24 protein-coding genes and 1 riboswitch are annotated in these 26,240 nt (G+C 77.0%); of the genes, 20 read left to right on the top strand and 4 right to left on the bottom strand.

Features of this window, described 5'->3' with window-relative positions; translation table 11 throughout:
• Window positions 1-39 precede the first annotated feature (39 nt).
• From rpe to Cpa01nite_RS02300, 10 genes are all read left to right on the top strand, one after another.
• On the top strand, window positions 40-708 hold the full coding sequence (gene rpe / locus Cpa01nite_RS02345; RefSeq protein ID WP_203667114.1) for a ribulose-phosphate 3-epimerase: 669 nt from the start codon (window positions 40-42) through the stop codon (window positions 706-708).
• Window positions 709-848: 140 nt separating this feature from the next.
• A riboswitch (FMN riboswitch) is annotated at window positions 849-984 on the top strand.
• 141 nt (window positions 985-1,125) lie between these two features.
• On the top strand, window positions 1,126-2,154 hold the full coding sequence (gene ribD / locus Cpa01nite_RS02340) for a bifunctional diaminohydroxyphosphoribosylaminopyrimidine deaminase/5-amino-6-(5-phosphoribosylamino)uracil reductase RibD (protein WP_203667169.1): 1,029 nt from the start codon (window positions 1,126-1,128) through the stop codon (window positions 2,152-2,154).
• A complete protein-coding gene (locus tag Cpa01nite_RS02335; RefSeq protein ID WP_203667113.1) occupies window positions 2,154-2,882 on the top strand; it encodes a riboflavin synthase in 729 nt (242 codons plus the stop codon). The genes ribD and Cpa01nite_RS02335 overlap by 1 nt, the downstream gene beginning before the upstream one ends.
• Complete coding sequence (gene ribB / locus Cpa01nite_RS02330; RefSeq protein WP_239068455.1) at window positions 2,879-4,267, top strand: 3,4-dihydroxy-2-butanone-4-phosphate synthase; 1,389 nt, start codon at window positions 2,879-2,881, stop codon at window positions 4,265-4,267. The genes Cpa01nite_RS02335 and ribB overlap by 4 nt, the downstream gene beginning before the upstream one ends.
• On the top strand, window positions 4,264-4,734 hold the full coding sequence (ribH, locus tag Cpa01nite_RS02325) for a 6,7-dimethyl-8-ribityllumazine synthase (protein ID WP_203667112.1): 471 nt from the start codon (window positions 4,264-4,266) through the stop codon (window positions 4,732-4,734). The genes ribB and ribH overlap by 4 nt, the downstream gene beginning before the upstream one ends.
• Window positions 4,731-5,429 (top strand): nicotinamide riboside transporter PnuC, encoded by a 699-nt coding sequence (gene pnuC / locus Cpa01nite_RS02320; protein ID WP_203667111.1) that lies wholly within the window; start codon window positions 4,731-4,733, stop codon window positions 5,427-5,429. Before ribH ends, pnuC begins: the two co-directional genes overlap by 4 nt.
• Window positions 5,430-5,488: 59 nt before the next feature.
• A complete protein-coding gene (locus Cpa01nite_RS02315) occupies window positions 5,489-5,752 on the top strand; it encodes a phosphoribosyl-ATP diphosphatase (protein WP_203667110.1) in 264 nt (87 codons plus the stop codon).
• A 74-nt stretch (window positions 5,753-5,826) separates the two neighbouring features.
• Window positions 5,827-6,675, top strand: a complete 849-nt coding sequence (hisG, locus tag Cpa01nite_RS02310; RefSeq protein WP_203667109.1) for an ATP phosphoribosyltransferase — start codon at window positions 5,827-5,829, stop codon at window positions 6,673-6,675.
• Between the two features lie 179 nt (window positions 6,676-6,854).
• On the top strand, window positions 6,855-7,298 hold the full coding sequence (locus Cpa01nite_RS02305) for a PH domain-containing protein (protein ID WP_203667108.1): 444 nt from the start codon (window positions 6,855-6,857) through the stop codon (window positions 7,296-7,298).
• Between the two features lie 123 nt (window positions 7,299-7,421).
• On the top strand, window positions 7,422-7,721 hold the full coding sequence (locus Cpa01nite_RS02300) for a hypothetical protein (protein ID WP_203667107.1): 300 nt from the start codon (window positions 7,422-7,424) through the stop codon (window positions 7,719-7,721).
• Window positions 7,722-7,724: 3 nt separating this feature from the next.
• Here Cpa01nite_RS02300 and Cpa01nite_RS02295 read toward each other — a convergent pair whose 3' ends face one another.
• Complete coding sequence (locus Cpa01nite_RS02295) at window positions 7,725-9,875, bottom strand: HNH endonuclease signature motif containing protein (protein ID WP_203667106.1); 2,151 nt, start codon at window positions 9,873-9,875, stop codon at window positions 7,725-7,727.
• Window positions 9,876-10,338: 463 nt separating this feature from the next.
• Complete coding sequence (locus tag Cpa01nite_RS02290; protein WP_203667105.1) at window positions 10,339-11,652, bottom strand: DUF3866 family protein; 1,314 nt, start codon at window positions 11,650-11,652, stop codon at window positions 10,339-10,341.
• A gap of 34 nt (window positions 11,653-11,686) precedes the next feature.
• Here Cpa01nite_RS02290 and Cpa01nite_RS02285 point away from each other — a divergent pair, with 34 nt between their 5' ends.
• The 10 genes from Cpa01nite_RS02285 to Cpa01nite_RS02240 all read left to right on the top strand — a co-directional run bounded on the left by Cpa01nite_RS02285 (window position 11,687) and on the right by Cpa01nite_RS02240 (window position 24,371).
• Window positions 11,687-12,823: a helix-turn-helix transcriptional regulator gene (locus Cpa01nite_RS02285; protein ID WP_203667104.1), complete on the top strand. Its 1,137-nt coding sequence runs from the start codon at window positions 11,687-11,689 to the stop codon at window positions 12,821-12,823.
• The gene (locus Cpa01nite_RS02280; protein WP_203667103.1) at window positions 12,816-13,988 is read left to right on the top strand and encodes a helix-turn-helix transcriptional regulator; all 1,173 of its coding nucleotides are present in this window, start codon (window positions 12,816-12,818) and stop codon (window positions 13,986-13,988) included. The genes Cpa01nite_RS02285 and Cpa01nite_RS02280 overlap by 8 nt, the downstream gene beginning before the upstream one ends.
• A 17-nt stretch (window positions 13,989-14,005) precedes the next feature.
• On the top strand, window positions 14,006-14,347 hold the full coding sequence (locus Cpa01nite_RS02275; RefSeq protein WP_203667102.1) for a hypothetical protein: 342 nt from the start codon (window positions 14,006-14,008) through the stop codon (window positions 14,345-14,347).
• Between the two features lie 360 nt (window positions 14,348-14,707).
• Window positions 14,708-15,016, top strand: a complete 309-nt coding sequence (tatA, locus tag Cpa01nite_RS02270) for a Sec-independent protein translocase subunit TatA (RefSeq protein WP_203667101.1) — start codon at window positions 14,708-14,710, stop codon at window positions 15,014-15,016.
• Window positions 15,017-15,055: 39 nt separating this feature from the next.
• On the top strand, window positions 15,056-15,877 hold the full coding sequence (gene tatC / locus Cpa01nite_RS02265; protein ID WP_203667167.1) for a twin-arginine translocase subunit TatC: 822 nt from the start codon (window positions 15,056-15,058) through the stop codon (window positions 15,875-15,877).
• Window positions 15,874-16,800 (top strand): diacylglycerol/lipid kinase family protein, encoded by a 927-nt coding sequence (locus Cpa01nite_RS02260; protein ID WP_203667100.1) that lies wholly within the window; start codon window positions 15,874-15,876, stop codon window positions 16,798-16,800. Before tatC ends, Cpa01nite_RS02260 begins: the two co-directional genes overlap by 4 nt.
• Before the next feature lie 9 nt (window positions 16,801-16,809).
• Window positions 16,810-19,683 (top strand): DEAD/DEAH box helicase, encoded by a 2,874-nt coding sequence (locus tag Cpa01nite_RS02255; RefSeq protein WP_203667099.1) that lies wholly within the window; start codon window positions 16,810-16,812, stop codon window positions 19,681-19,683.
• A gap of 54 nt (window positions 19,684-19,737) precedes the next feature.
• On the top strand, window positions 19,738-21,471 hold the full coding sequence (locus Cpa01nite_RS02250; RefSeq protein ID WP_203667098.1) for an amidohydrolase: 1,734 nt from the start codon (window positions 19,738-19,740) through the stop codon (window positions 21,469-21,471).
• 528 nt (window positions 21,472-21,999) lie between these two features.
• Window positions 22,000-23,565, top strand: a complete 1,566-nt coding sequence (gene lnt, locus Cpa01nite_RS02245; protein ID WP_203667097.1) for an apolipoprotein N-acyltransferase — start codon at window positions 22,000-22,002, stop codon at window positions 23,563-23,565.
• 62 nt (window positions 23,566-23,627) lie between these two features.
• Complete coding sequence (locus Cpa01nite_RS02240) at window positions 23,628-24,371, top strand: polyprenol monophosphomannose synthase (RefSeq protein ID WP_203667166.1); 744 nt, start codon at window positions 23,628-23,630, stop codon at window positions 24,369-24,371.
• Between the two features lie 117 nt (window positions 24,372-24,488).
• Here Cpa01nite_RS02240 and Cpa01nite_RS02235 read toward each other — a convergent pair whose 3' ends face one another.
• Both Cpa01nite_RS02235 and Cpa01nite_RS02230 read right to left on the bottom strand, forming a co-directional pair.
• On the bottom strand, window positions 24,489-24,833 hold the full coding sequence (locus tag Cpa01nite_RS02235) for an RNA polymerase-binding protein RbpA (protein WP_147793582.1): 345 nt from the start codon (window positions 24,831-24,833) through the stop codon (window positions 24,489-24,491).
• Between the two features lie 292 nt (window positions 24,834-25,125).
• Entirely contained in the window at window positions 25,126-26,226 is a 1,101-nt protein-coding gene (locus tag Cpa01nite_RS02230) for a carboxylate-amine ligase (RefSeq protein ID WP_239068454.1), read from the bottom strand.
• Window positions 26,227-26,240 lie beyond the last annotated feature (14 nt).

The raw sequence follows: 26,240 nt of genomic DNA, 5'->3' as shown, positions 1-26,240 counted from the left end.
CCGCCGGGCGGGCGGGCGCCGCGTCGCTAGGCTGGTCGCGTGCACGCGCAGATCAGCCCCAGCATCCTGTCCGCCGACTTCACCAACCTCGAGCGCGACCTGCACCGGATCAGCCGGGCCGACTGGGCGCACGTCGACGTGATGGACAACCACTTCGTCCCGAACCTCACGCTCGGGCTGCCGGTCGTCCGCCGGATCATCGAGGTCGCGCCGGTGCCGGTCGACGTGCACCTCATGATCGAGTCCGCCGACCGGTGGGCCGTCGACTACGCGCACGCCGGGGCTGCGTCGGTCACGTTCCACGCGGAGGCCGCGCAGGCCGCCGTCCGGCTGGCGCGGGAGATCCGCTCCGCGGGGGCGCGGGCCAGCATCGCGCTGCGGCCGGCCACGCCCGTCGAGCCGCTGCTGGACCTGCTGCCCGAGTTCGACATGGTGCTGGTCATGACGGTTGAGCCCGGGTTCGGCGGCCAGGCGTTCATCGAGGGCACCCTGCCCAAGATCCGCCGGTTGCGCGCGGCGATCGACGAGCAGGGCGCCGACACCTGGATCCAGGTCGACGGCGGCGTGTCCCGCAGCACCATCGCGCAGGTCGCCGAGGCCGGGGCGAACGTGTTCGTCGCCGGCTCCGCCGTGTACGGCGCCGAGGACCCGAACGCGGAGATCGACGCCCTGCGCGGGCTCGCGGGCGAGGCGCTGGCCGCGCGCTGACGGTTCGCGCACCCGGCGGTGGCGGACGGGCCCGCGACGCGTGCGGGAGCGCGCCGCGGGCCGGTCGGCCGTCCGCTCGCGGCGGTGGTCGCGCCCGGCCGGGAATGCCGCGTGTGGCATCATCGTTCGACAGAACACACACACGTGCTCCGGGGTCGGTGAAAGTCCGAGCCGGCGGTGACAGTCCGCGACCCGCAGACGCCCTCAGGGGCGCGAGCGGTTGACCTGGTGGAACTCCAGGACCGACGGTGAAAGTCCGGATGGGAGGAGTCGTGGCGGCGTGCTCGGCGTGAGCCGGGTGCGCCGTGGACGTCGTGCACCCGCACGCCGCCCGCAACCCCGGAGACCCGTCGGTCGAGGGGAGCGGAGTTGGGCACGGGGACGGCGGTCGAGGGGACCGAGGTCGAGCGGGACGCGATGGCGCGCGCCCTGGACCTCGCGCGGCGCGGCCCGGCGCACGGCCCGAACCCGCGCGTCGGCTGCGTGCTGCTGGCGCCCGCCGGGACGGCCGCGGGCGAGCTCCCCGGCCGAGTGCTGGGCGAGGGCTGGCACCGCGGGGCCGGCACCCCGCACGCCGAGGTGGCCGCGCTGGCCGACGCGCGGTCCCGCGGGCTCGACGTCCGCGGCGCGACCGCCGTCGTCACGCTCGAGCCCTGCGACCACACCGGCCGGACCGGTCCGTGCTCGGCCGCGCTGCTGGCGGCCGGCGTCGCTCGTGTCGTCGTGGCCGTCCCCGACCCGAACCCGGCCGCCGTCGGGGGAGCGGACCGGCTGCGCGCCGCCGGGGTCGAGGTCGTCGTCGGCGTCGCGGAGGACGCGAGCCGGGCGCTGCTCGGGCCGTGGCTGCTCGCCGTGTCCCGGGGGCGCCCGCACGTCACGCTCAAGCTCGCCACCACGCTGGACGGCCGGGTCGCCGCCGCGGACGGGTCGAGCCGGTGGATCACCTCGCCGGAGGCCCGGGCGCACGCCCACGCCCTGCGCGCCGAGGTCGACGCGCTGGTCGTCGGGACGGGCACGGCGCTGGCGGACGACCCCGCCCTGACGGCCCGGGACGCCGACGGCGCCCTCGCCGCGCACCAGCCGCTGCGGGTCGTCGTCGGCGAGCGCGACCTGCCCGTGGGCGGGCGGCTGTCCGGCCCCGGCGGCGAGGTGCTGCGCCTGCGCACCCGCGACCCGCGGGAGGCGCTGGCCGCCCTGCACGAGCGCGAGACCCGCCGGGTGCTCGTCGAGGGCGGGCCCACGCTCGCCGCCGCGTTCCTGCGCGCGGGCGTCGTGGACCAGGTGCACGCCTACGTCGCGCCGGTGCTGCTCGGCGCCGGCCGCCCGGCCGTGGCCGACCTGGGCATCGGGACGATCGGGGACGCGCTGCGGCTGCGGACCCGCGAGGTGCGACCGCTGGGGCCCGACGTGCTCGTCGTGGCCGACGTCGAGGAGGAGGAGCGCTGATGTTCACCGGCATCGTCGAGGAGGTCGGCACCGTCGTGGCGCTGGACCTGGCACCGGGCGCGGGTGACGGGCCCGACGGCGCCCCCGCCGGCGACGCGCGGCTGGTGCTGCGCGGCCCGCTCGTGACGTCCGACGCGCGGCACGGCGACTCGATCGCGGTGCAGGGCGTCTGCCTGACCGTCACGGACCTGCCCGGCGACGGCACCTTCGCGGTCGACGTGATGCCGGAGTCGCTGCGGCGCACCGCGCTCGGCGACCTCGCGGCGGGGTCGCCGGTCAACCTCGAGCGGGCCGTCCGCGCCGACGCCCGGCTGGGCGGCCACGTCGTCCAGGGGCACGTCGACGGCGTCGGCACCGTCCGGCGGCGCACGCCCGGGCCGCGCTGGGACGAGGTCGAGATCGCGCTCGACCCGGCGCTCGCGCGCTACGTGGCCGAGAAGGGCTCCGTCGCCGTCGCCGGGGTGTCGCTCACGGTGACCGCCGTCGGGCCCGACTGGTTCGGCGTCTCGCTGATCCCGACGACCCTCGCGGAGACGACGCTCGGCGACGCGGCGGTCGGGACGCGGGTCAACCTCGAGGTGGACGTGCTGGCGAAGTACGTCGAGCGGCTGCTGGCCGCCGGCGCGGTGGCGGGCGCGGGCGCGGGCGCGGGTGGCCCGGGTGCGGGTGGCCTCGGCGCGGCCGGTGCAGGCGCCGGCGCGGGCGCCGACACGGGGGTCGCCCGGTGACCGCCGTCGACCCCGCGGACGCCCCGATCGAGCTCGGCACCGTCGAGCAGGCCCTCGCCGAGCTGCGGGCGGGCCGGCCGGTGCTGGTCGCCGACTCGCCGGACCGGGAGAACGAGGCCGACGTCATCCTGGCGGCCGCGCTCGCCACGCCCGAGTGGGTCGCGTGGACGATCCGGCACTCGTCCGGGTACCTGTGCGCCCCGATGACCGGTGCGCGCGCCGACGCCCTCGACCTGCCGCTCATGGTGCCGCAGAGCCAGGACCCCCGGCGCACCGCGTACACCGTGACCGTCGACGCCGCGCACGGCGTGACCACCGGCATCTCGGCCGCCGACCGGACCCGCACGCTGCGGGTCCTCGCCGACCCGGCGTCGGGCACCGAGGACCTGATCCGGCCCGGCCACGTGCTGCCGCTGCGCGCGGTCCCGGGCGGGGTCCTGCACCGCGCCGGGCACACCGAGGCCGCGGTCGACCTCTGCCGGCTGGCCGGGGTCGAGCCCGTCGCCGCCATCGCGGAGCTCGTGCACGACGACGGCACGATGATGCGGCTGCCCGCCACGGCGGCGCTGGCGCGCGAGCACGGGCTGGTCGTCCTCACGATCGCCGACCTGGTCGCGTGGCGGACCGCGCACGGCGACCTACCCGCCGAGCCCGCGCCCGGCGCCGAGCAGGCCGCCACCGCGCCCGCGCGGCGGGTGCACCGCGCGCACAGCGCCGACCTGCCGACGCGGCACGGCGACTTCCGGGTGCACGCCTACCGCGACCTGCGGACCGGGGCGGACCACGTCGCCCTCGTCGCGGCGCGTGGCCTCGCCGAGCAGCCGGTCGTCCGGGTGCACTCCGAGTGCCTCACCGGCGACGCGTTCGGCTCCGCGCGGTGCGACTGCGGCCCCCAGCTCGACGCGGCCCTGGAGCTCGCGGCGCGCACCGGCGGCGCCGTCGTGTACCTGCGGGGGCACGAGGGCCGGGGGATCGGCCTGCTCGCGAAGATCGGCGCCTACGCCCTGCAGGACCAGGGGCGGGACACCGTCGAGGCGAACCTCGACCTCGGCTGGCCCGCCGACCGGCGGGAGTACGGCGCCGCCGCGGCGATCCTCGCGGACCTGGGTGCCCGGCGGATCACCCTGCTCACCAACAACCCGGCCAAGGCCGCCGGCCTCACCGCGCACGGCGTCGAGGTCGCCGAGGTCCGCGGGCTCGAGGTCGGGCGCACCACCCACAACGAGGCGTACCTGCGGACCAAGGCGCGGGCCATGGGGCACCTGCTCCCCGGCCTGGACCACCCTGCCGCCGGCGCCACGACGACGACCACCACCGTCACCACGACCACCACCACCTCGGGCCCGCTGGACCCGGCCACCCCACGCACGGAGGACGCACGATGAGCGGCAAGGGCGCTCCCACCCTCACGATCGACGGCAGCGGCCTGCGGGTCGCCGTCGTCGCGGCCAGCTGGCACACCACCGTCATGGACGGCCTGCTCGCGGGCTCGCGACGCGCGCTCTCCGCGGCCGGCGTCACCGACGTCCGGGAGGTGCGCGTGCCCGGCACGTTCGAGCTCCCGGTCGCCGCCGGCCGGCTCGCCCGGTCCGGCGAGTACGACGCGGTCGTCGCGCTCGGGGTCGTCATCCGCGGCGGCACCCCGCACTTCGACTACGTGTGCCAGGCGGCGACCCTGGGCCTGACCGACGTCGCCGTGCAGACCGGCGTCCCGGTCGGGTTCGGCGTCCTCACCTGCGACGACGAGGCCCAGGCGCTCGACCGCGCCGGGCTCGAGGGCTCGCACGAGGACAAGGGCGCGGAGGCGGCCGAGGCGGCCGTGGCGACCGTCGTCGCGCTGCGCGACCTGTGAACCTCATCGGCTGGCTGTTCGACGCCCAGCTCGTCGTCGCCGGGCACCCCGTCCTGTGGCGCGAGGTGATCGGCAACCTGTTCGGCCTCGCCTCCGCGCTCGGCGGCCTGCGCCGGAAGGTGTGGGCGTGGCCCGTCGGCATCGTCGGCAACGTCCTGCTGTTCACCGTGTTCCTCGGCGGCGTGTTCGACACCCCGCAGGCACGCGACCTGTACGGCCAGGCCGGGCGGCAGGTGTTCTTCGTCGCCGTCGCGGTCTACGGCTGGGTGCGCTGGTCGCAGGCCCGGCGGGTCGCGCGGGAGCACGGCGAGCCGGACGCGCCGGCCGTCGTCCCGCGGTGGGCCGGGCGGTCCGGGTGGATCCAGCTCACGGTCGTCGGCGTCGTCGGCACCGTGGCGTGCGCCCTGGTGTTCCGCGCCCTCGGGTCCTGGGGGCCGTGGGCGGACGCGTGGATCTTCGTGGGCTCCCTGCTGGCCACCTACGGCATGGCGCGGGGCTGGATCGAGTTCTGGCTCATCTGGATCGCGGTCGACGCGGTCGGCGTGCCGCTGCTGCTCAGCGCCGGCTACTACCCGTCGGCGTTCCTGTACCTCGTGTACGCGGGCGTCGTCGTCTGGGGCTTCGTCGTCTGGTGGCGGGCCCGCAGCGAGTCCGCGCCGCAGCAGGTCACCGCAGCCGCCGGGGTCGAGGGCTGAGCGTCCGCGGCCCGGTCGGCGGGCAGGGGGAGGGCCCGGGACCGATTACGCTGGCGGGCGTGAAGACGTTCGACGCGCTGTTCGCTGAGCTCACCGAGAAGGCGGCCACCCGGCCCGCCGGCTCGGGCACCGTCAAGGAGCTGGACGCCGGCGTCCATGCGATCGGCAAGAAGATCGTCGAGGAGGCCGCCGAGGTCTGGATGGCCGCCGAGCACGAGGGCGACGCCCGCACCGCCGAGGAGATCTCCCAGCTCCTCTACCACCTGCAGGTGCTCATGGTCGCCAAGGGCCTCACGCTCGACGACGTGTACGCCCACCTCTGACCGGCGCCGTACCCGCCGCGCCGCGCCCGCCCGGCCCGCCCCCGTTCACGCGCACTGACACCCGAGGAACCACCGTGCTGAGGATCGCCGTCCCGAACAAGGGCTCGCTCGCCGAGCCCGCCGCCGAGATGCTGCGCGAGGCGGGCTACCGCCAGCGCCGCGACTCCCGCGAGCTCGTCCTGCCCGACGCAGACAACGGCGTCGAGTTCTTCTTCCTGCGCCCCCGCGACATCGCCGTGTACGTCGGCACCGGCACCGTCGACGTCGGCATCACCGGTCGCGACCTGCTGCTCGACTCCGAGTCGCCCGCGACCGAGCACCTCCGGCTCGGCTTCGCCCGGTCGACCTTCCGGTTCGCCACCCAGGCCGGCCAGATGAACGACGTGCGCGAGGTCGCCGGCCGGCGCGTCGCCACCTCGTACCCCGTCCTCGTCGCGGCGTACCTGCGCGAGCAGGGCGTCGTGCCGTCCGAGGTCGTCCGCCTGGACGGCGCCGTCGAGACCGCCATCCGGCTCGGCGTCGCCGACGTGATCGCCGACGTCGTCGAGACCGGCACCACCCTGCGCGCCGCCGGCCTCGACGTGTTCGGCGAGCCGATCCTCAAGTCCGAGGCCGTGCTCGTCCGCCGCGCAGGCGTCGAGGAGCCCGCCGGGCTCGACGTGCTGACCCGCCGGCTGCAGGGCGTCCTGACCGCGCGCGAGTACGTCCTCATGGACTACGACGTGCCGACCGAGTTCGTCGAGCAGGCTGTCGCCATCACGCCCGGCCTCGAGTCGCCGACCGTCTCGCCCCTGCACAACCGCGACTGGGCGGCCGTGCGGGCGATGGTGCGCCGGTCCGAGACCAACCGCGTCATGGACGCGCTGTACGAGGTCGGCGCGCGGGCGATCCTCGTCACGTCGATCCACGCCTGCCGGCTCTGACGTCGGGCGGTCGGGCGATGGCGGGGGAGCCGGGCGCGGGCACGGGCGGCGCGGGTTCGGGCGGCGCGGGTTCGGGCGGCGCGGGTGACCGCGGGCGGCGAGGCCACGACGGCGGTGCGCCTGGTGACGGTGGTCGATCGGGCGACGGCGGCCGGCCTGGCGACGGCGGGCGCCGGCCCGTGCTGGACGACGTCTTCCGCCCGCGGGCGGCGCGGCTGGTGACCGGGACGATGGCCGTCGTCGTCGCCGCCGCGACCGTCCTGCTCATCGCGCTGCTGTCCGGTACCGGCGTCGAGGGCTGGTCCACGGCCGACCTCGCGGGCATCGCCCTGGTCGGGGCCGCCATCGTCTGGTTCCTCTGGCGCCAGGCCACCGTGTCCGCCACGCCCACCGCCGAGGGGCTGCGCGTGCGGAACCTCGCCACCACCCGCACCGTCGCGTGGGGCGAGATCGTCTGGGTGCGGTTCGGCGAGGGCCGGCCGTGGGTGCAGCTCGACCTCGACGACGGCGACACCCTCGCGGTCATGGGCGTCCAGCGCTCCGACGGCGAGCGCGCCCGGCGCGAGGCCAAGCGGCTGTCGACCCTCGTCGCCGTGCGGCAGCGCACCGGACGGGACGACTGAGTCGTGGCGTCCGCGGGTGCGGGTGCCGTGCCGTCCGCGGGTGCGGGTGCCGTGCCGTCTGCAGGTGCGGGTGCCGGGGCGTCCGCGGGTGCGGGTGCCGGGGCGTCTGCAGGTGCGGGTGCCGTGCCCGTCCGACCCGAGATCGTGTGCCTCTGCGGCTCCACCCGGTTCACCGTCGAGCTGCGTGCGGCGAACCGAGAGCTGACACTCGCCGGTGCCGTCGTGGTCGCACCCAGCGAGGTGGACGGTCCGCTGACCGACGACCAGAGAACCGCACTTGGCACCCTCCACCTGCGGAAGATCGACCTGGCCGACCGCGTGCTCGTGGTCAACCCGGACGGGTACGTCGGCGAGTCCACCCGCCAGGAGATCGCGTACGCCCGGGCTGCGGGGAAGCCGGTCTCGTTCACCGACTCGGTCTGACCCTCAGAACGGCGGCCGGTCGCTGTCGTCCTCGTCGGCCGGACGGGAAGGAGGCTGTGCCGCTCCGGGCGCGGGCCCCGTCGTGCCCGCGGGCGCCGAGCGGCGGTCGCGCCGTACGCGCCTCGGTGCGGTCAGGTGCTCGGTCGGCGCGTCGACGCCCGGTCGGGTGCGGTAGGCGTGGCCGGTCGAGTCGGTCCAGTCGAACACGCCGGGTTCCCGCTGACGCAGGGTGAGGCCGAGCTGGTGCTTGGCGAGGTGGTGGCGTCGGCACAGCGGCTCGAGGTTGTCGTGGCTGGTGGTGCCCGGCGGGTCGGGGTCGTCGCCGTCGCGGGTGGCCGGTTCGGGGTGCCACGCCTCGGTGTGGTCGAGGTCGCAGCGGGCCGCGGGCACGGAGCAGCCCGGCGCGACGCAGGTGGAGTCGCGGTGCCGGACGTGGTCGGCGAGAGCGGCCGGCGGGCGGTAGGTCGTCCGGCCGACGTCCAGGACGGTGCCGCTGAGGTCGTCGGTGACGAGACGCTGCCACGTGCCACCCAGAGCCAGGGCGCGCGCTGTGGTGGCGTCCACCGGGCCGTACCCCGCGAGGTCGGCGGGCCGCTCGTCCTGCCCGAGCAGCGTCGACAGCGGGACCGTGACCAGGACGTGGGTGCGCGGGTCGCGCGGTCCGGTCGTGGTGCGTCGCCGGGCGCTGGCCGCGGCGGTGCTGTCCGTCGTGCCGGTGCCGGTGCCTTCTGCCATGGCGGTGCCGTTCGCCGTCCCTGTTCGGTCCGCCGTGCCGGTGCCGTCTGCCGTGCTTGTGCCGTCCGCCGTCCCTGTTCGGTCCGCCGTGCCGGTGCCGTCCGCCGTCCCTGTTCCGTCCGCCGCGCGGGTGTCGCAGGCCGTGGCGGCGCCGTCCAGCGTGCCGGTGTAGTCCGCCGTGCCAGTGCCGGTCCCGTCCGCTGGACCGCTGCCGTCCGCCACGATGATGCTCGCCGGAGCGGTGGCTCGCCCGCCGTCGTCGGTCAGGGGCGCGCAGGACCCGGCCGGGTCGAGGGCCCCACGGTCGGTGAGCAGCGGGCCGCCGGCCGTCGGGTCGACCACGGTGTCGCCCGCGGCGGTGCCCGTCGGGGCCGCGAGGAACAGGTCGGCGAGCCCGTCGGCCCGCAGCTGGTCCAGGGTGCGCGGGTCGCCGGCGGAGCGTGCGGTGCGGGCGCACGAGTCGAGCACGGTGTCGATCGCCACGGCCTGGGGTGCGGGGAGGACCACCCGCATCTCGGCCATCTGGTCGGGGAGGGCGCGGGGGTGGGTGACCATCCGGGAGGCCTGGGCCGCGGAGTGCCGCTCGGCGGCGTGCTCCGGGTCGACCTCGAGCAGGGTGCGGGCGAGGTCGCGCTTGACCTGGCCGGTGCTGCGTTCCGCGGCGCGGGGCAGTACGCGGTCCTCGACGGCCTGGGCCACCTGCCACGGCTGATCACCGAGCCGGGCGGCGACGGCGCGGGCCGCCGACACCGCGATGCGGCCGTCGGCCAGGGCCTGACCGGTGGCGTGGAGGTGGTGGTCGTAGGCGAGGCCCTCGCGGACCAGGGCGAGCATCTCCTGAGGGGAGCGGTTCAGCCGCATGGACAGCGCGGTCGCGGTGGCGCGCAGCGGCATGGCGAGCTGCTCGACGCGGTTCTGGTGGTCGGTCAGGCGCGGGTGGGGCATGTCGGGGGTGCGGTGCAGCGCGGCAGCTGCCGCGGCCAGCCCAGCGTGCACCCACCCGGCCATGCGGACGTAGGCAGCGGCGACCTCGACCAGGTCGAACGACGACAGCGCGCGCAGGTCCAGCGCGCTCAGCAGCCGCACGAGCGGCAGGCCGGTCGGGGTCTCGTCCAGCGCGGTCGGGAGACGGAACGTGTCGGGCTGGGACGGGTCGAGATACTCGGTGACGACCGCGGCGCGCGCCTCTGGCGAGTCGGCCTCGCGGCCCGGAGCGACGGACTCGCCCGGACTCTGTCGGACCGCGTCCTCCGTGCCCGGGTCCACGACTGCGTCAGCGCCGGCGACGACGGGTGCGTCCGGGTCCGGCTGCGTGGGCAGGCCACCGCCGCCCCCGCCCCCGCACGTGCACCCGCAGCCGCACGGCAGCACCGCGCCGGCGAGCGGCGGGGGAGCGGAGGTGCACTGGTCATCGGGCATGGCACCAACCTACGGATGACCTCCGACACGCCATGCGCCTCGCGTCACAAGCCTGGGGACGAGCACCGTGGCCGGTGCTGTGGAGGACTCGATGCCCGCTCGAGCACGGTCTCCGCGCTTGGTCCGGCTCAGCAAGGCCCGCGCGGGTCCGTGGGCCCGGCTCGCACCGGCCCCTGGTGACCGGGCACGCTCACGAAGGACCGCACGGGCCCGAACCGACCGGGCACGGGCACGACGCCCCGCGCGGACCGGTCAGGCTGCCGCGCGCGAGCCGCTCCGGGCGCCGCACGCGAGCCGCCTCAGGTCGCCGCGCGCGGACCTGTCAGGCCGCCGTGCGCGAGCCGCCTCAGGTCGCCGCGCGCGGACCGGTCAGGCCGCCGCGCGCGAGCCGCCCCAAGCGCCGCACGCGAGCCGCCTCAGGTCGCCGCGCGCGGGCCGGTCAGGCCGCCGCGCGCGAGCCGCTTCAGGCCCCCCGCGCCAGCCGGGCCGCGTGCACGCCGGCGGCCGCCGCGGCGAGGAACGCCGCCGGGTCCTTCGCCAGCCCGCGGCCCATGGTCGACAGGCGTACGGGCGACCCGCCGAGCGCCGTCATGAGCTCGGCGCCGGCGGCCACCTCGACGAGCCGGTGCCGGCCCGCGGGCTCGCCGAGCGACCGGGCCTGCTGGGCCACGCGCCGCCCGACGGCGGCGAGGTGCGCGTCGAGGTGCGCCTCGGGGTCGGGCACCTGCAGACCGGGCTGCGGGTCGTCCGTCGCCGCCGCGGACGAGGTGCGCGCGCCGCCGCCCGCCCCTCCGGACGCCGCGACAGCACCGCCGGCGGGTCCACCGACGCCACCCCCGACGAGCACGGGCGCCGGGTCGAACACCGGCACGACGACGTCCGCCGGCGCGAGGGCCACGCGCCCGAACGCGGTCAGCGAGTGGTGCGACACGCCGAGGTGCCGCTCGCGCGCGTCGGCGCCCGACACCCGCAGCGACGCGACGGGCCGCCCGCCGAGCACGGCCGCGGCGTTGACGGCCTCGCCGGCCGCGACGCCGGAGAACCCCCACCGCGTGCCGGTGCCGAGGTTGCCCGGCCCCTGGGCGACGACGACGACGTCCGCCCCGACGACGTGCCGCGCGGCGAGCAGGGCGGTGTGCAGGGTGACGGCCTCGTGGTCGCCGCCGAACGCCTGCCCGGCGGTGAGGCACGCCTCGATCCACCCGGCGTCGCGCAGGCCGGCGACCGCCATCGAGAACCAGGCGGGCAGCGCGCCGCCGTCGGTCATCACGTACGCGACGCGCAGCGGGGGGACGCCGGAGCCGGCGGTGGACAGCAGGGCGTCGGCGTACCGGATCCCGGCGACGACGGCGGGCAGCGCCGAGTGCAGGTCGGCGACGACGACGGGAAGGCCCGCGAGGTCGTCGGCGTCCCGGAGGACGTCGTGGTGCGGCGACTCCTGGTCGTCGACACCGAGGACCATCGTCTGCAGCGGGGTGTACCGGGCCTTGACCAGGTGGCCGGGCCCAGCCGGCGGGTCGGCGGGCAGCCGGTCGGGCGACGCGGGCGCGACGACGAGGGCGTACCCGCCGGTGCCGAGACCCCGGGCGAGCGCGGAGACGTTGAGCAGCACCTCGTCGCCGACCCGGAGGTCCCCGACGAGCCCCGGGTACGCGAGCGCCCTCACGGTGACGGGGTCGGGTCCGGACACGCCGTCGGCGACGACGACGGTCAGCTCCTGGGCCCCGGGCCACGACCGTCCGACCTGCTCCACCGTGCCCGAGCGCCATGTGATCACCGGACCACGCTACCGGCCACTACGGTTGTCCCCGATGCCCGAACAGATCCATCCCGCCGAGCGGCTGCTCAACCTCGTCATCGCCCTGGTGCACACGCCGGGCCGGATGACGAAGGAGCAGATCCGCCGCACCGTCGCGGGCTACGGCGACGCGCCGTCCGACGAGTCGTTCGAGCGGATGTTCGAGCGCGACAAGGACACGCTGCGCGACCTCGGCATCCCGGTGGCGACGGTGACGTCCGCCGGCCACGGGGACGACATCGGGTACCGGATCGACCAGGACGCCTACGCGCTGCCGCCGCTGGAGCTGACCTCGGCCGAGCTCGGCGCGCTGTCGCTGGCGGCGGAGTTCTGGCAGGACCGCTCGGTGCGGGCGGACACGTCGCGCGCGCTGACGAAGCTGCGTGCGGTCGGCGCGGGCGCGGGGTCGAGCGACCTGGCGGCCGGGCTGGCGCCTCGGGTCCGGGCGGGCGGCGACGCCTTCCCGCCGCTGCTCGACGCGGTGCAGGCGCGGCAGCGGGTGCGGTTCACGTACCGCGCGGCGAGCACGGGGGAGGTGCGCGAGCGCCTCGTCGAGCCGTGGCGGCTGGTCGCCAGGCGCGGCGGCTGGTTCCTGGTGGGCTTCGACGTCGACCGCGGCGGCACGCGGTCGTTCCGGCTCAGCCGGATCGAGGGCAAGGTCAAGGCCGTCGGCGCGGCCGGCGCGTTCCCGGCGCCGACGCCCGAGCAGACGGAATCGGCGCTGCGGTCGTGGGACGTCGCGGAGGAGCGCACGGCGGTGCTGGCGCTCAAGCCCGAGCGCGCCGAGGCGCTCCGCGCCCGCGGCGTGCCGGCGGAGCTGCCCGCCGACGCGTCGCCGGTGCTGCGCGCGGCCGTGGCCGACCGTGACCTGGTCCGGGTGGCGTACCGCGCGACGTGGGAGCTCGCGGAGGAGGTCGCCGGGTACGGCGACGCCGTGCTCGTCGCGGACCCGCCGGCGATGCGGGAGGCGGTGCTCGGGCTGCTGCAGGTCGCGGCGGTGCTCGACGGCGGCTCGGCGGCCGGCCCCGACGCGGCTGCAGACCCCGTCGCCTCGGACACCGTCGCCTCCGACCCCGTCGTCTCCGACCGCGGTGCCTCCGCCTCCGAGCCCGCCGCCCCCGCCGACCCCGAGGAGGCCCGCCGTGGCTGAGCGCGCGAGCGAGCGGCTGCTGCGCCTGCTCGGGATGATCGGCTACCTCGACCGCAACGACGGCGTGTCCGTCGAGCAGCTGGCGGAGCACTTCGGTGTCACCCCGGCGCAGGTGATGGCGGACGTGGACACGCTCTGGATGAGCGGCACGCCCGGCTACTACCCGCACGACCTCATCGACTTCGACGCGGACTCCTACGACCGCGGCGAGATCCGGCTGACCGAGTCCCGCGGGATGACCCGGCCGCTGCGGCTGGGCACGCGCGAGGCGGTGACGCTGCTCGCGGCGCTCAGCGCGATGGTCGCGGACCTGAGCCCGACGCTCGACCCCGAGCAGGCCGAGGTGCTCCGGTCCGCGCTGGCCAAGCTGACGGCCGCGACGGGCGAGGCCGCGAACGCGGTGGACGTGCGCCTGGCGGTCGACGGCCGGCCCGAGGTGGTCGCGGCGATCCGCACGGCGCTGGCGACCCGCCGCCGGCTGCGCATCCGGTACGTCAACGCCTCCGACGTGACGAGCGACCGCCTGGTCGACCCGCTGCGGATGACGACGAGCGACGAGCGCTCGTACCTGCAGGCCTGGTGCCTGCGGGCCGACGACGAGCGGCTGTTCCGGCTCGACCGGGTGCTGGCGGCCGAGGTGCTCGACGAGCCGGCGGACCCGCACCCGGGCGCCGGCCGCGGGGCGACGGCGGAGTTCCTGCTCGACCTGACGGGCGACGTGGCGACGCTGCACCTGCGCAGCACGGGCCGCTGGGTGGCGGAGACGGTGCCGGTCGAGGCGGTGCGCAACCTGCCGGACGGGTCGTTCGAGGTCGACGTGCGGGTGGGCCAGCGGGCGTTCCTGCGCAGCCTGCTGCTGCAGGCGGCCGACGACGTGCTCGGCGTGCGTCCGCCCGAGGTGGCGCGCGACGTGGCCGCCCGGGCGCGGGCGGCGCTGGCCGCCTACGGCCCGCTGGCCGACGCCGACCCGGCTCCGAGCGCCGCCCCCACCGACCCGGCGGACACGGACCCGGCGGACGCGGACCCGGCGGACGCGGACCCGGCGGACGCGGACCCGGCGGACGCCGACCCTGCCGACGCCGACCCTGCCGACGCCGACCCTGCCGACGCCGACCCTGCCGACGCCGACCCGGCTCCCGGCGCCCCGACCCCCACCGCGGGCTGACGGGATAGGTTGGCCCGATGGTCTGGGTGGTCGTGTGGTCCGTGCTGGTGGTCGGCACGCTGGTCGGCGCGTTCTTCCTCGGCCGCGACCTGTGGCGCCGGTTCCGCGCGCTGGTCGCCGAGCTGCGCGAGGCCTCCGCGGTGCTGGGGCAGCTCGCCGAGCACGCGACGACGCTGGCCGAGCAGGCGCAGGAGGCCGAGCGCGCCGCGCGCGCCGCCCGCGAGGCGGTCCTGCTGCCGGACCCGGACGAGGCGCGGGAGCGCTGGGCGGAGAACCGTGCACGGGCGCGGGAGCGCCGGGAGGTCCGCCGCGAGCGGGACCGCGCGACCCGCGAGGGCTGGCGCGCCTACACGCGCTGACGTCGCCGGGCGGTGCGGGCGCCCGCGCACACCCACCACCGGCGGGTCCTCCGTGCGCACGCGCCACCGCGCGCCGAGCGCACCCACCCTCCACCCCGCGCCGAGCGCACCCGCGCTCCACCCCGCGCCGAGCGCACCCGCGCTCCGCCCCGCGCCGAGCGCACCCACTCTCCGCCCCGCGCCGAGCGCACCCACTCTCCGCCCCGTGCCGAGCGCACCCACGCGCCACCGCGCGCCGCCCACGCGCCCACCACCTACCCGACCCGCACGCGCCGACGCCCGCACCACCCGGTTCACCCGCACCGGCACATCCGGCGGTTAGGATCGGCGGGGTCACCGTCTCCGTCCGACAGGATCGTCATGAACGCCCTGAAGCCCTGGCACATCGTCGTGCTGCTCGTCGTGATCCTCCTGCTGTTCGGGGCGCGACGGCTGCCGGACCTGGCGAAGTCCGTGGGCGAGTCGCTGCGCATCTTCAAGCGGGAGGTCAAGGACCTGCAGTCCGACGACGAGCCCCGCACCGCGCCGACGCCGCCCCCGACGGCCGACCCGGCCCCGCCGATCGCGCAGCCGACCGTGAACCCCGCCCCGACCGCGTCGCCGGCCCCCTCGCTCGACCCGCGCGTCCAGCAGCCCCCGGCGGGCGGCAGCACCACCCCCAGCGCCTGATCCGTGGCACGCACGAGGCGGGCCGACCCCGAGGGTCGGATGCCGCTGCGCGAGCACCTGCTCGAGCTCCGCAAGCGGCTCTTCCTCGCGGCGGTCGGGCTCGCGCTCGGCGCGGTGGCGGGCTGGTTCCTGTACGAGCCGGTGTTCGAGCTGCTCCAGCAGCCGCTGCTGGACACCGCGGCGGGGCGCGACGGCCGGGTGTCGGTGAACTTCGCCGGCCTGGCCAGCGCGTTCGACATGCAGATCAAGGTGTCGCTGTTCCTGGCGGTCCTGATCTCGAGCCCGTGGTGGTTGTACCAGCTGTGGGCGTTCATCACGCCGGGGCTGACCCGGCGGGAGAAGCGGTCGGCGGTCGGGTTCCTGGTCGCGGCGGTGCCGCTGTTCCTCGCCGGTGCGGCGCTGTCCGCGTGGACGCTGCCGACGGCCGTGAAGGTGCTGACGGACTTCACGCCGGAGGGCGCGTCGAACTTCATCGACGCGCAGGCGTACCTCAGCTTCGTCATGCGGTTCGTGCTGGCGTTCGGGCTCGCGTTCGTGCTGCCCGTGATCATGGTGTGCATCAACCTGGTCGGCCTGGTCCGCGCGGAGACGTGGGCGAAGGGCTGGCGCTGGGCGGTGCTGCTGGCGTTCGTGTTCGCGGCGGTGATGACGCCGACCCCGGACGCGATCACGATGATCGTCATGGCGCTGCCCATCTGCGGCCTGTACTTCGCGGCGCTGGGCGTGTGCGTGCTGCACGACCGGCGCGCGGACAAGCGGCTGGCGGCGGCCGAGCGTGGCACGGCGACCGGTGAGGGCGGCCTCGGCGGGCGCGGGACCGGCACCGGAGCCGGCACCGCGGACGGGACGCTCGCGACGTGAGCCACCTCGGGGTCGTGGTGAACCCCGTGGCGGGCAAGGGGCGCGGGTCGGGCGTGGGCGCGGCGGTGCTCGACGCGCTGCGCCGGCGCGGGCACCGGGTCGAGGACCTGACGGCGCACGACCTGCGGACGGCCACCGCGCACGCCCGCCGGGCGGCCGTCGCCGGTCTGGACGCGCTGGTGGTCGTCGGCGGCGACGGTCTGGTGCACCTGGGCGCGAACGTGGTCGCCGAGACGGACCTGCCGCTGGGCATCGTCGCGGGCGGGACGGGCAACGACGTGGCGCGCGCCCTCGGGCTGCCTCGGGGCGACGTCGCCGGGTCGGTCGCGGCGATCGAGCGCGCGCTGCTCACGGGGCCGCGGGCGATCGACGCGGTCCGGGTCGGCTCGCCGGCGCAGGCCGCGCGGGAGTGGTACCTCGGCGCGCTGTCCTGCGGGATCGACGCGGCGGTGAACGCCCGCGCCAACGCGCAGTCCTGGCCGCGCGGCTCCGCCCGCTACGTGCGGGCGCTCGGCCCCGAGCTCCGCGCGTTCCGGCCGTACGGCTACCGGCTGACGACCGACGAGGGCGTCTGGGAGTCGGCGGGCACGGTCGTCGTCGCGGCGAACGGCCCGTGGATCGGCGGGGGCATCCGGATCGCCCCGGACGCGCGGCTGGACGACGGCCTGCTCGACGTCGTGGTCGCCGGCCCGTTCAGCCGGGCCGGCGTGGTGCGGATCTTCCCGGGGATGTACGCCGGGCGGCACGTCCGGCACCCCTCGGTGCAGGTGATCCGGAGCCGCCGGGTGCTCGTCGAGCCGGCGCCGCACCTGGGCGGGACGCCGCCGGAGGCGCACGCGGACGGCGAGCGGATCGGGGCGCTGCCGCTGGTCGCGGAGGTCGTGCCGGGCGCTGTCCGGGTGCTGGCGGCCGACCCGACCTAGGGTGGGGCCGTGGCACGACGCAGCACGGCACGCACCCCCGAGCCCGACGAGCTGTCCCCGGCCGAGCGGTACGCCGCCGCGCGGCGCCGGGCGCAGGCGGAGAAGAGCGAGCTCGCCCGGTTCCGCCGGCTCCTCGACTTCCCGCTCGACGACTTCCAGGTCGAGTCCTGCGAGGCGGTGGAGCGGGGCAGCGGCGTGCTCGTCGCCGCCCCCACCGGTGCGGGCAAGACCGTCGTCGGCGAGTTCGCGGTGCACCTGGCGCTGGCCACGGGCCGCAAGGCGTTCTACACGACGCCGATCAAGGCGCTGTCGAACCAGAAGTACAACGACCTCGTGCGGCGGTACGGCGCCGACCAGGTCGGCCTGCTCACCGGCGACACGACGCAGAACGGCGAGGCGCCCGTGGTGGTCATGACCACCGAGGTGCTCCGCAACATGCTCTACGCCGGGTCGAGCACGCTCGACGGGCTCGGCTACGTCGTGATGGACGAGGTGCACTACCTGGCGGACCGGTTCCGCGGCCCGGTGTGGGAGGAGGTGATCATCCACCTGCCCGACGACGTGCAGCTGGTGTCGCTGTCCGCCACGGTGTCGAACGCCGAGGAGTTCGGCGACTGGCTGCGTACGGTCCGCGGGGACACCGCGGTGGTGGTCAGCGAGCACCGGCCCGTGCCGCTCGGCCAGCACGTGCTGGTCCGCGACGACCTGCTCGACCTGTACGCGGGCCACGTCGACCCGACGGCACCGGGCAAGAACCCGCCGATCAACCCGGAGCTCGCGCACCTGCTGCGGCGGGCGGAGCGCGCGTCGGACGCGCCGCACCGCGGGCGGCGGGGCGCGGGCGACCGCGGGTTCCGCGGGCCGGGCGGGCGGCGGCCCGGCGGCGGCCCCGGCGGCGGCGGCCCGGGCGGTGGCGGCGGGCCCCGGCCGGTCCCGCGGCCCGTCATGGTCGACGTGCTGGACGAGGCCGGGCTGCTGCCGGCGATCGTCTTCATCTTCTCCCGCGCCGGCTGCGACGCGGCCGTGGCGCAGTGCCTCGCCGGTGGGCTGCGGCTGACGTCCCCGGCCGAGGCCGAGGAGATCCGGTTCATCGCCGAGACCCGGTGCGCCTCGATCGCGCCCGAGGACCTCGACGTCGTCGGCTACTGGGGCTTCGTCGACGCGCTGGTGCGGGGCGTCGCCGCGCACCACGCCGGGATGCTGCCGGCGTTCAAGGAGACGGTCGAGGAGGCGTTCGCCCGCGGGCTGGTCAAGGTCGTGTTCGCGACCGAGACGCTCGCGCTCGGCATCAACATGCCCGCGCGGTCGGTGGTGCTGGAGAAGCTGGTCAAGTGGGACGGCTCGCACCACGTCGACATCACGCCGGGGGAGTACACCCAGCTCACCGGGCGCGCCGGGCGCCGCGGCATCGACACCGAGGGCCACGCGGTCGTCGTCGGCCGGGGCGACCTCGACCCGATGGCGCTGGCGGGCCTGGCGTCGAAGCGGCTGTACCCGCTGCGCTCCGCGTTCCGCCCGACGTACAACATGGCGGTGAACCTGGTCGCGCAGGTCGGCCGGGTGCGGGCCCGCGAGGTGCTGGAGACGTCGTTCGCGCAGTTCCAGGCCGACCGGGGCGTCGTCGGGCTGGCGCGGCAGGCGCAGAGCCACGCCGAGGCGCTGGAGGGCTACGCGGAGGCGATGACCTGCCACCTCGGCGACTTCCGGGAGTACTTCGCCCTGCGCCGGGAGATCTCGGACCGCGAGCGGGGCGTGCACCGGGCGAGCGCGACCGCCCGGCGCCAGGCCGCCGCCGAGAGCCTCCAGGGGCTGTCCGTCGGGGACGTCGTCGCGGTGCCGAGCGGCCGCCGGTCCACGTACGCGGTGGTCGTCGACCCGGGTGCGCACGGCGGGTTCGAGGGTGCCCGACCGATGGTGCTGACCACCGAGCGCGAGGTCCGGCGGCTGTCGGTCCAGGAGGTCGGCGACGGCGTCAAGGCCGTCGGCCGGCTGCGGGTGCCGAAGGGCTTCTCGCCGCGCGCCGCGTCGCACCGCCGCGACCTCGCCGCCACGCTCCGCGGGGAGATCAACGCGGGCCGGATCACCGGGGCGGCGCCGAGCCGCCGCCGGGGCCGGGCCGCCGCGGAGGACGAGGACGAGGCCATCGCCGCCCTGCGCCGCGAGCTGCGCGCGCACCCGTGCCACCAGTGCCCCGACCGCGAGGAGCACGCCCGCTGGGCCGAGCGCTGGCACCGCCTGGAGGGCGAGCACCGGTCGCTGGTCCGGCGGATCGAGGGCCGGACCGGGTCGATCGCGATCGTGTTCGACCGGATCTGCGAGGTGCTGGACCAGCTCGGCTACCTGGCGACCGACGACGAGGGCGGCACCGTCGTCACCGACGAGGGCCGCTGGCTGCGGCGGATCTACGCCGAGAACGACCTGCTGCTCGCCGAGTGCCTGCGCCGCGGGGCGTGGGCGGACCTCGACGTGCCGGGGCTGGCGGCGGCGGTGTCGGCGGTCGTGTACTCCGCCCGCCGGGACGACCGCGACCGCGGGCCCGCGGTGCCGGGCGGGCCGTCGAGCCGGCTGGGCATCGCCCTGGACGCGACGACGCGCATCTGGTCCGAGCTGGACGACCTGGAGAGCGCGCGGCGGATCGAGTCGACGCAGCCGCTGGACCTGGGCCTGGTGGCGCCGGTGCACCGGTGGGCGGCCGGGCGCGGTCTCGACGCCGTGCTGCGGGACGCGGACCTCGCGGCCGGCGACTTCGTCCGGTGGTGCAAGCAGGTGGTCGACGTGCTCGACCAGGTGGCCAAGGCGGCGCCGGACGCGCGGCTGCGGGAGACGGCGCGCAAGGCGGTCACCGCGGTGCGTCGGGGCGTCGTGGCGTACGCCGGCACGTGAGCGCGGGCTCGACCCCGGTGGGCCGCCGCTGACCGGCCCGGTTATCGTTCCCGCGTGAGCACCACCCTGTACCGGGGCGGTGCGGTGCTGACGCCTGCCGTCCTCGCCGCACCCGCGTCCGCCGTCGCCCCCTCCGCCCTGCTCGTGGCGGACGGCGTGGTGGCGTGGGTCGGTGGCGCGGACGAGGCGGACGGGCTCGCGGACGCGGCGGACGAGGTCGTCGACCTGCGCGGCGCGCTGGTCACGCCCGGGTTCGTCGACGCGCACGCGCACGTCCTCGACACCGGGCTGGTGCGCGCGGGCGTGGACCTGGCGGGGTGCGCGAGCCTCGCCGACGCGCTCGCCGCCGTGCGCGACGCCGCGACCGGCGCCGTGGGCCGCCGGCTCGCCGCCGAGGGCTCGCCGCTGACCGGCTGGGGCTGGGCCGAGGACGCCTGGCCGGAGGGCCGGCCGCCGACCCGTGCCGACCTGGACGCCGCCGCGGGCGGGGCGCCGGTGTACCTCGGCCGGGTCGACCTGCACTCCGGCGTCGTGTCGACGTCGTTCGCCGAGGTGCTGGGGCTGCGCGCGCTGCCCGGCTGGCGGGAGGACGGCTCCGTGACGGGAGAGGCGCACGCCGCCGCGCGGGCCGCCGTCCGGGACCTGCCCGCCGACGCCCGGGACGCCCGGTACCGCGGCGCGCTCGAGGCCGCGGCGCGCGCCGGGATCGTGGCCGTTCACGAGCAGAGCGCCCCGCAGACCGACACCCGCGCGGGCCTCGCGGCGCTGCTCGCGCTGACGGCCGACCCCGGCTCGGCGCTGCCCCTCGTGGTCGGCTACCGCGCCGAGCTGTGCGAGACCGCCGACGACGTGCGCGCCCTCGCCGCCGCCGTCCCCGGGCTGACGGGGGTCGGCGGCGACCTGGCGGCGGACGGCTCGCTCGGCAGCCGGACCGCCGCGCTGCGCGCCCCCTACGCCGACGCGGCGACGGGCTGGCCGCACCCCGCCGGCCGGCTCGACCTCACCGCCGAGCAGGTCAGCAACCACGTCGCCTCCGCGACCCGCGCCGGGCTGCCCGCGGCGTTCCACGTCATCGGCGACCGCGCGCTCGACGAGGTGCTGCTCGGGGTCCGGGTGGCCGCGGAGGTCGAGGGCGTCGAGGCGGTGCGCGCCGCCGGGCACCGGCTCGAGCACGCGTCGATGCTGGACGCCCCTGCGCTGGCCACGCTCGTGCTGCTCGGGCTGACGGCGTCGGTCCAGCCGGCGTTCGACGACGCGTGGGGCGGCGACGACGGCATGTACGCCGCCCGGCTCGGGCGGGGGCGCGCGGCGTCGCTGCACCCGCTGGCGGACCTGCGGGCCGCTGGCGTGCCGCTCGCGTTCGGGTCCGACAGCCCCGTGACGCCGTTCGACCCGTGGGGCGCCGTGCGCGCGGCCGTGCGGCACCGGACGCCGGACCAGCGGCTGCCGCTCGCGGCGGCACTGGCGGCGCACACGCGCGGCGGCTGGGCGGCCGGGCGCGGCGGGGGCCGGGGCGCGGGTGCGGCGGTGGGCCGCGGCGAGGTCGGGGCGGTCGGCGACGGGGGAGCAGGCGGTTCGGGGGTCCCGGGCGGCGCGGGGGGCGTGGGGGTGTCGGGCGGCCCGGCCGTGGCCGGCGACCTCGCGGTCGGCGCGCCGGCGCACCTGGCCGTGTGGCGGGTGCCGGAGCCCGGCCCCGGCGTGCTGCCGGCGCTCCGCGACGACGACCCGCTGCCGGAGTGCGTCCGGACGGTGCGCGCGGGGGTCGTGCTGCACGACGAGCTGGGCTGACGCCGGCGCGCCCGGGGGTGGGAAAGCGGTGCCCCGCACCCCGGGTCCCGCGGACGGGTGAATCCGCTGCGCCGCACGGGTCGACGCCTCACCCGGGGGCCACCCGTTCGCCACCCGACGGTCACCCGGATGCCGCCTCTCCGACACGCCGCACGACACGCCGAACCCCCGCCATCATCCGGACAAATCGGGCAACACCCTCCGTGCGGGGCGACCTGCGCGAACGCCGCTCAGGGCCCCGTGGACGCCCTTGACACCCCCCGACGTTTCGATAGGTTCTCGGGAGTGGTCCGGCAAGGGCGCCACGCGGCGGTAGCCCCGCGCGGCGGGACGTCCGGACCACGTCGGGCTCCGACCAGGCCCGCGTGTTCACTAGAGAACGGGCACCGCCCAGGCGGTGTCGTGCGGTACGAAGGACACGCGGGCCGGTCGGTCGGCCCAGGTGAGGCCGGCGGTGGCGACGCCCCGTGCGCCTCGCCCGACCGGTCGCGGCTCGGACCGGACAGCCGGGTGCCGTACCCTGGCGCGGTGCCGCTCCGTGACCCCTCCCGCTGGTGGAGCGCGGTCCTCGCGGTCGTCGGCGGCCTGCTGACCTGGACCGCGTTCCCCGACCTCGGCTGGTGGTACGCGGCCGCCCCCGGGATCGCGCTGCTGTTCCTCGCGATGCGGCGGGACAGCGCCCGGTGGAACGCCCTGCTCGGCTGGCTGTGGGGCCTCGCGTTCTTCCTGCCGCTGCTCACCTGGGCCGACGACGCGGTCGGCGTGGTGCCCTGGGTGGCGCTGTCGGTCGCGGAGGCCGGGTTCGTCGCGCTGTTCGGCGCGGCGTGGTCCTGGGCGCGCCGTGGCGAGGCGGTGTGGCGGCGCGGCTCGCTGCAGCTCGTCGTGTTCGTCGTGCTGTGGGTCGCGGTCGAGGAGCTGCGCGGCATGTGGCCGTTCGGCGGCTTCCCGTGGGGACGGCTCGCGTTCTCGCAGGCGGACTCGCCGGCGCTGGCGCTCGCGCGGCTCGGCGGGGCGCCGCTGGTGTCGGCCGCGGTCGCCGCCGCCGGTGCCGCCTTCGCGCTGGCCCTGCTCGCCGCGCGCCGGTTCGCGCTGCTGCCCGTGCTGGGCCGGGTGGGTCTCGCGGTGGGGCTCGTCGTCGTCGGGCTGCTCGTCCCCATGGGCACCCGCGCCGAGGACGGCACGCTCACCGTCGGCGCCGTGCAGGGCAACGTGTCCGAGCCGGGCCTGCACGCGTTCGACAACCGGCGCGAGGTGCTCGACAACCACCTGGCAGGCACCTACGCCCTGCTCGACCAGGTGGAGCCCGGCGACCTCGACGTGGTCCTGTGGCCGGAGAACGGCACGGACATCGACCCCGAGGTGAACGCCGAGGCGGCCGCCGACATCGACGCCGCCGCGCAGGCCGTCGGCGCCCCGATGCTCATCGGCACCATCCAGTACCCGGAGACGGGCGGCCGGTACAACACGTCGATCCTCTGGGAGCCCGGCGACGGTCCCGTCGCGTGGTACTCCAAGCAGCGGCCGGCGCCGTTCGCCGAGTACATCCCGCTGCGCGACCTGGTCCGGCCGTTCTCGTCGGCCGTCGACCTGGTGCAGAACGACATGCTGGCGGGCACCGAGCCGGGCGTCGTCCCGCTGGAGTCCGAGCGGCTCGGGCGCACCGTCCGGCTCGGCGCCGTGATCTGCTTCGAGGTCGCCTACGACGGCATCGTCCGCGAGGCGGTCCGCGAGGGCGCCGAGGTGCTCGTGGTGCAGACCAACAACGCCTCGTTCGGCTACTCCGCCGAGTCGACCCAGCAGCTGGCGATGGCGCGGGTCCGGGCCGTCGAGCTCGGCCGGGCGACGGTCCAGGTCAGCACCGTGGGGGTCAGCGCGGTCATCTCGCCGAACGGCACGGTCGCGCAGGACACCGAGCTGTTCACCCCGGACCAGCTGGTCGCCCGGCTGCCGCTGCGCCAGTCGCACACCCCGGCCGCGGCGCTGGGGGCGTGGCCGAGCGGGGTCGTCGGGGCGCTGGCCGTCGTCATGACCGTCGCCGGCGCGGCGGGCGCGTGGCGGGTGCGCCGGGCCGACCGCCCGGAGCCGGCCGCGTGACCGCCGACCCGCACGGCCCCGCCGACCCGACCCCGGGTGCCGCCCGCCGGGTCCTCGTGGTCATGCCGACCTACGACGAGCGGGACAGCCTGCCGCGCGCCCTGGCCGCCCTGCGCCGGCACGTGCCGGCGGCCGACGTGCTCGTGGTCGACGACGCCTCGCCGGACGGCACGGGAGAGCTCGCCGAGCGGATCGCCGCCGAGGACGCCGCGGACCGCGACCGCACGGCGATCCACGTGCTGCACCGAACCGGCAAGCAGGGGCTCGGCACCGCCTACGTCGCCGGGTTCCGGTGGGCGCTCGAGCGCGGCTACGACGCCGTCGTGGAGATGGACGCCGACGGCTCGCACCGCGCGGAGGACCTGCCGCGGCTGCTGGACCGCGTGGCGGACGCCGAGCTCGTCGTCGGGTCGCGGTGGGTGCGCGGTGGGCGGGTCGTGAACTGGCCGGTGCACCGCCAGCTGCTGTCCCGCGGCGCGAACACCTACGCCTGGCTCGCGATGGGGCTGCCGGTGCGGGACGCCACGGCGGGCTTCCGGGTGTACCGGTCGGGGACGCTCGGGCGGCTCGCGCTGGACGAGGTCGCGTCGCACGGGTACTGCTTCCAGATCGACATGGCCTGGCGGGTCCTCAAGGCGGGCGGCCGGGTGGTCGAGGTGCCGATCACGTTCGTCGAGCGCGCCGAGGGCCGGTCGAAGATGAGCCGGTCGATCGTCGTCGAGGCGCTGGTGCGCGTCACCGTGTGGGGCGCCCAGGAGCGGGTCCGGCAGCTCCGGGACCTGGCCCGGCGGGTGCGCCGGGGCTGACGCGACGACGCGCCGGGGCTGACGCCCCGACCTGCCGAGGACGTCCCCCGCACGACAGCGGGCCCCGCACCCGAGGGTGCGAGGCCCGTGCTCCGGCCGTCCGGCCGTGGGGGTTGCTCAGGCGCTCCGGCGCAGCTTGCCCGCGCGGAGCAGGTCGAGGCGCTCGTCGAGCAGCTCCTCGAGCTCCTTGATCGTGCGGCGCTCCAGCAGCATGTCCCAGTGGGTGCGCGGCGGCTTGGTGGCCTTCGGCTCCGGCTTGGACGCGTCGCGCAGCAGCGCCTCCTCGCCGCACCGGCACTCCCACACGACCGGGACGTCGGCCTCGACGGAGAACGGCAGGATGATCGTGTGCCCGTTGGGGCAGTCGTAGTACGCCTGGAGACGCGGGGCGAAGTCGACGCCCTCGTCCGTCTCCATGCTGTGGGACCCGATGCGCATACCGCGCAGGGACCGGTTCGACATCAGGGACCTCCGTGCCTTGACGTACAGACGTATCGCTTGTTCGGTGGGGTCAACGCCTGGGGACCGTTCAGTGTTCCAGTCTGGCGTGAAGGTCCCGTGAACGCGCGGCGAGCACGGGCGGGTGAGCGTGCCCGGAGCCCGGGCCGCCGTGCGTCGGCGCAGGTCAGCGGCGCGCCCGGCCGGTGTCACGTGCGTCACTCCTCAGCCTGCAGCCCATCGGCCGTCCGTCCGCCCCTCGGCCGGCGCCTCCCGGCCCGGCGTCCCCCGCGCCCCGGAACCCCGGCCCTGCCGCTCAGCCCAGCGTCGCCCGCACCGCGCGGCGCGCGAGCTCGGCGTCGTCCGCGCCCTCCTGCCGCCAGCGGCGCTGCTGCTGCGCGCCGTTGCCCCGGCGGAGCAGCGCCTCGAGGTGCTCCCGCACCCACGTCAGGTCGCCGTTCCGCTCCAGCGCGGGCGTGACGTGCCGCACCAGCTCGTCCACCGCGGTCCCGGCGGCCACCGGGCGCCCGGTCGTCGGGCTCACGAGGTCGCCGGTGAGGCCGGAGCGGGCGGCCCGCCAGCCGGCGACCCGCACCTCCTCGGCCCGGGGCTGGGGCGGGAGCCCCTCGTCGCCGCGCTCGACCGCGGTGTCGGCGAGCCCGCGCACCAGGGCGCCGAGCAGGACCGCGTCCTCCGGGTCGAGGCACACGTCCGCCACCCGCACCTCGACGGTGGGGTAGTGCGCCGACAGCCGGGCGTCGAAGTAGATCATCCCGGTGTCGAGGATCGTCCCGCTCTCCACCAGGGAGCGCACGGTCGACCGGTACGTCGCGGCGTCGCCGAACGGCGCGGTCGCGCCCGCCGTCGGCCAGCGGCCCCACACCTGCGAGCGGAAGCTCTGGTACCCGGAGTCGTCGCCGCGCCAGAACGGGCTGTTCGTGCTCAGCGCCAGCAGCACCGGGTTCCAGCGGCGCAGGTGGTCGACGACGCGGACGCCCTCCTCGTCGTCGTCCACCGAGACGTGCACGTGGCAGCCGCAGGTGAGCTGGTCCCGGGCCGTCTGGGCGAACTCCTCGGCGATGTCCTGCGCGCGCCGGTTCACCACGACGGTGGGCTCGACGTCCTTCGGCGAGGTCGCGAGCGCCGCGATCCGTGCGCCGGCGTGCTGCGCGGAGGAGTCGGCGCGCCACCGGCCCGCGCGGACCTCCTCGAGCAGCGACGGCAGGTCGGCGCACGGGCGGGTCGAAATCTCGACCTGCTCCTGCGCGAACTCCTTCTCCAGGTTGCCGCCCGGGGTCTCCGGGTCGGGGTCGCCGTCCTCGGAGGAGGCGTGCTGCAGCACCGCCGCGGCCACCGCGCGCGGCGAGCCGTCCTCCGACACGAGCAGGAACTCTTCCTCCACACCGATCGTCCTCACGCGGGCAGTCTGGC

This window comes from Cellulomonas pakistanensis (assembly GCF_016862755.1).
Taxonomy (GTDB): Bacteria; Actinomycetota; Actinomycetes; order Actinomycetales; family Cellulomonadaceae; genus Cellulomonas; species Cellulomonas pakistanensis.
The sequence above is the reverse complement of the archived record's forward strand: the minus strand, read 5'-3'. Positions and strand labels throughout refer to the sequence as shown.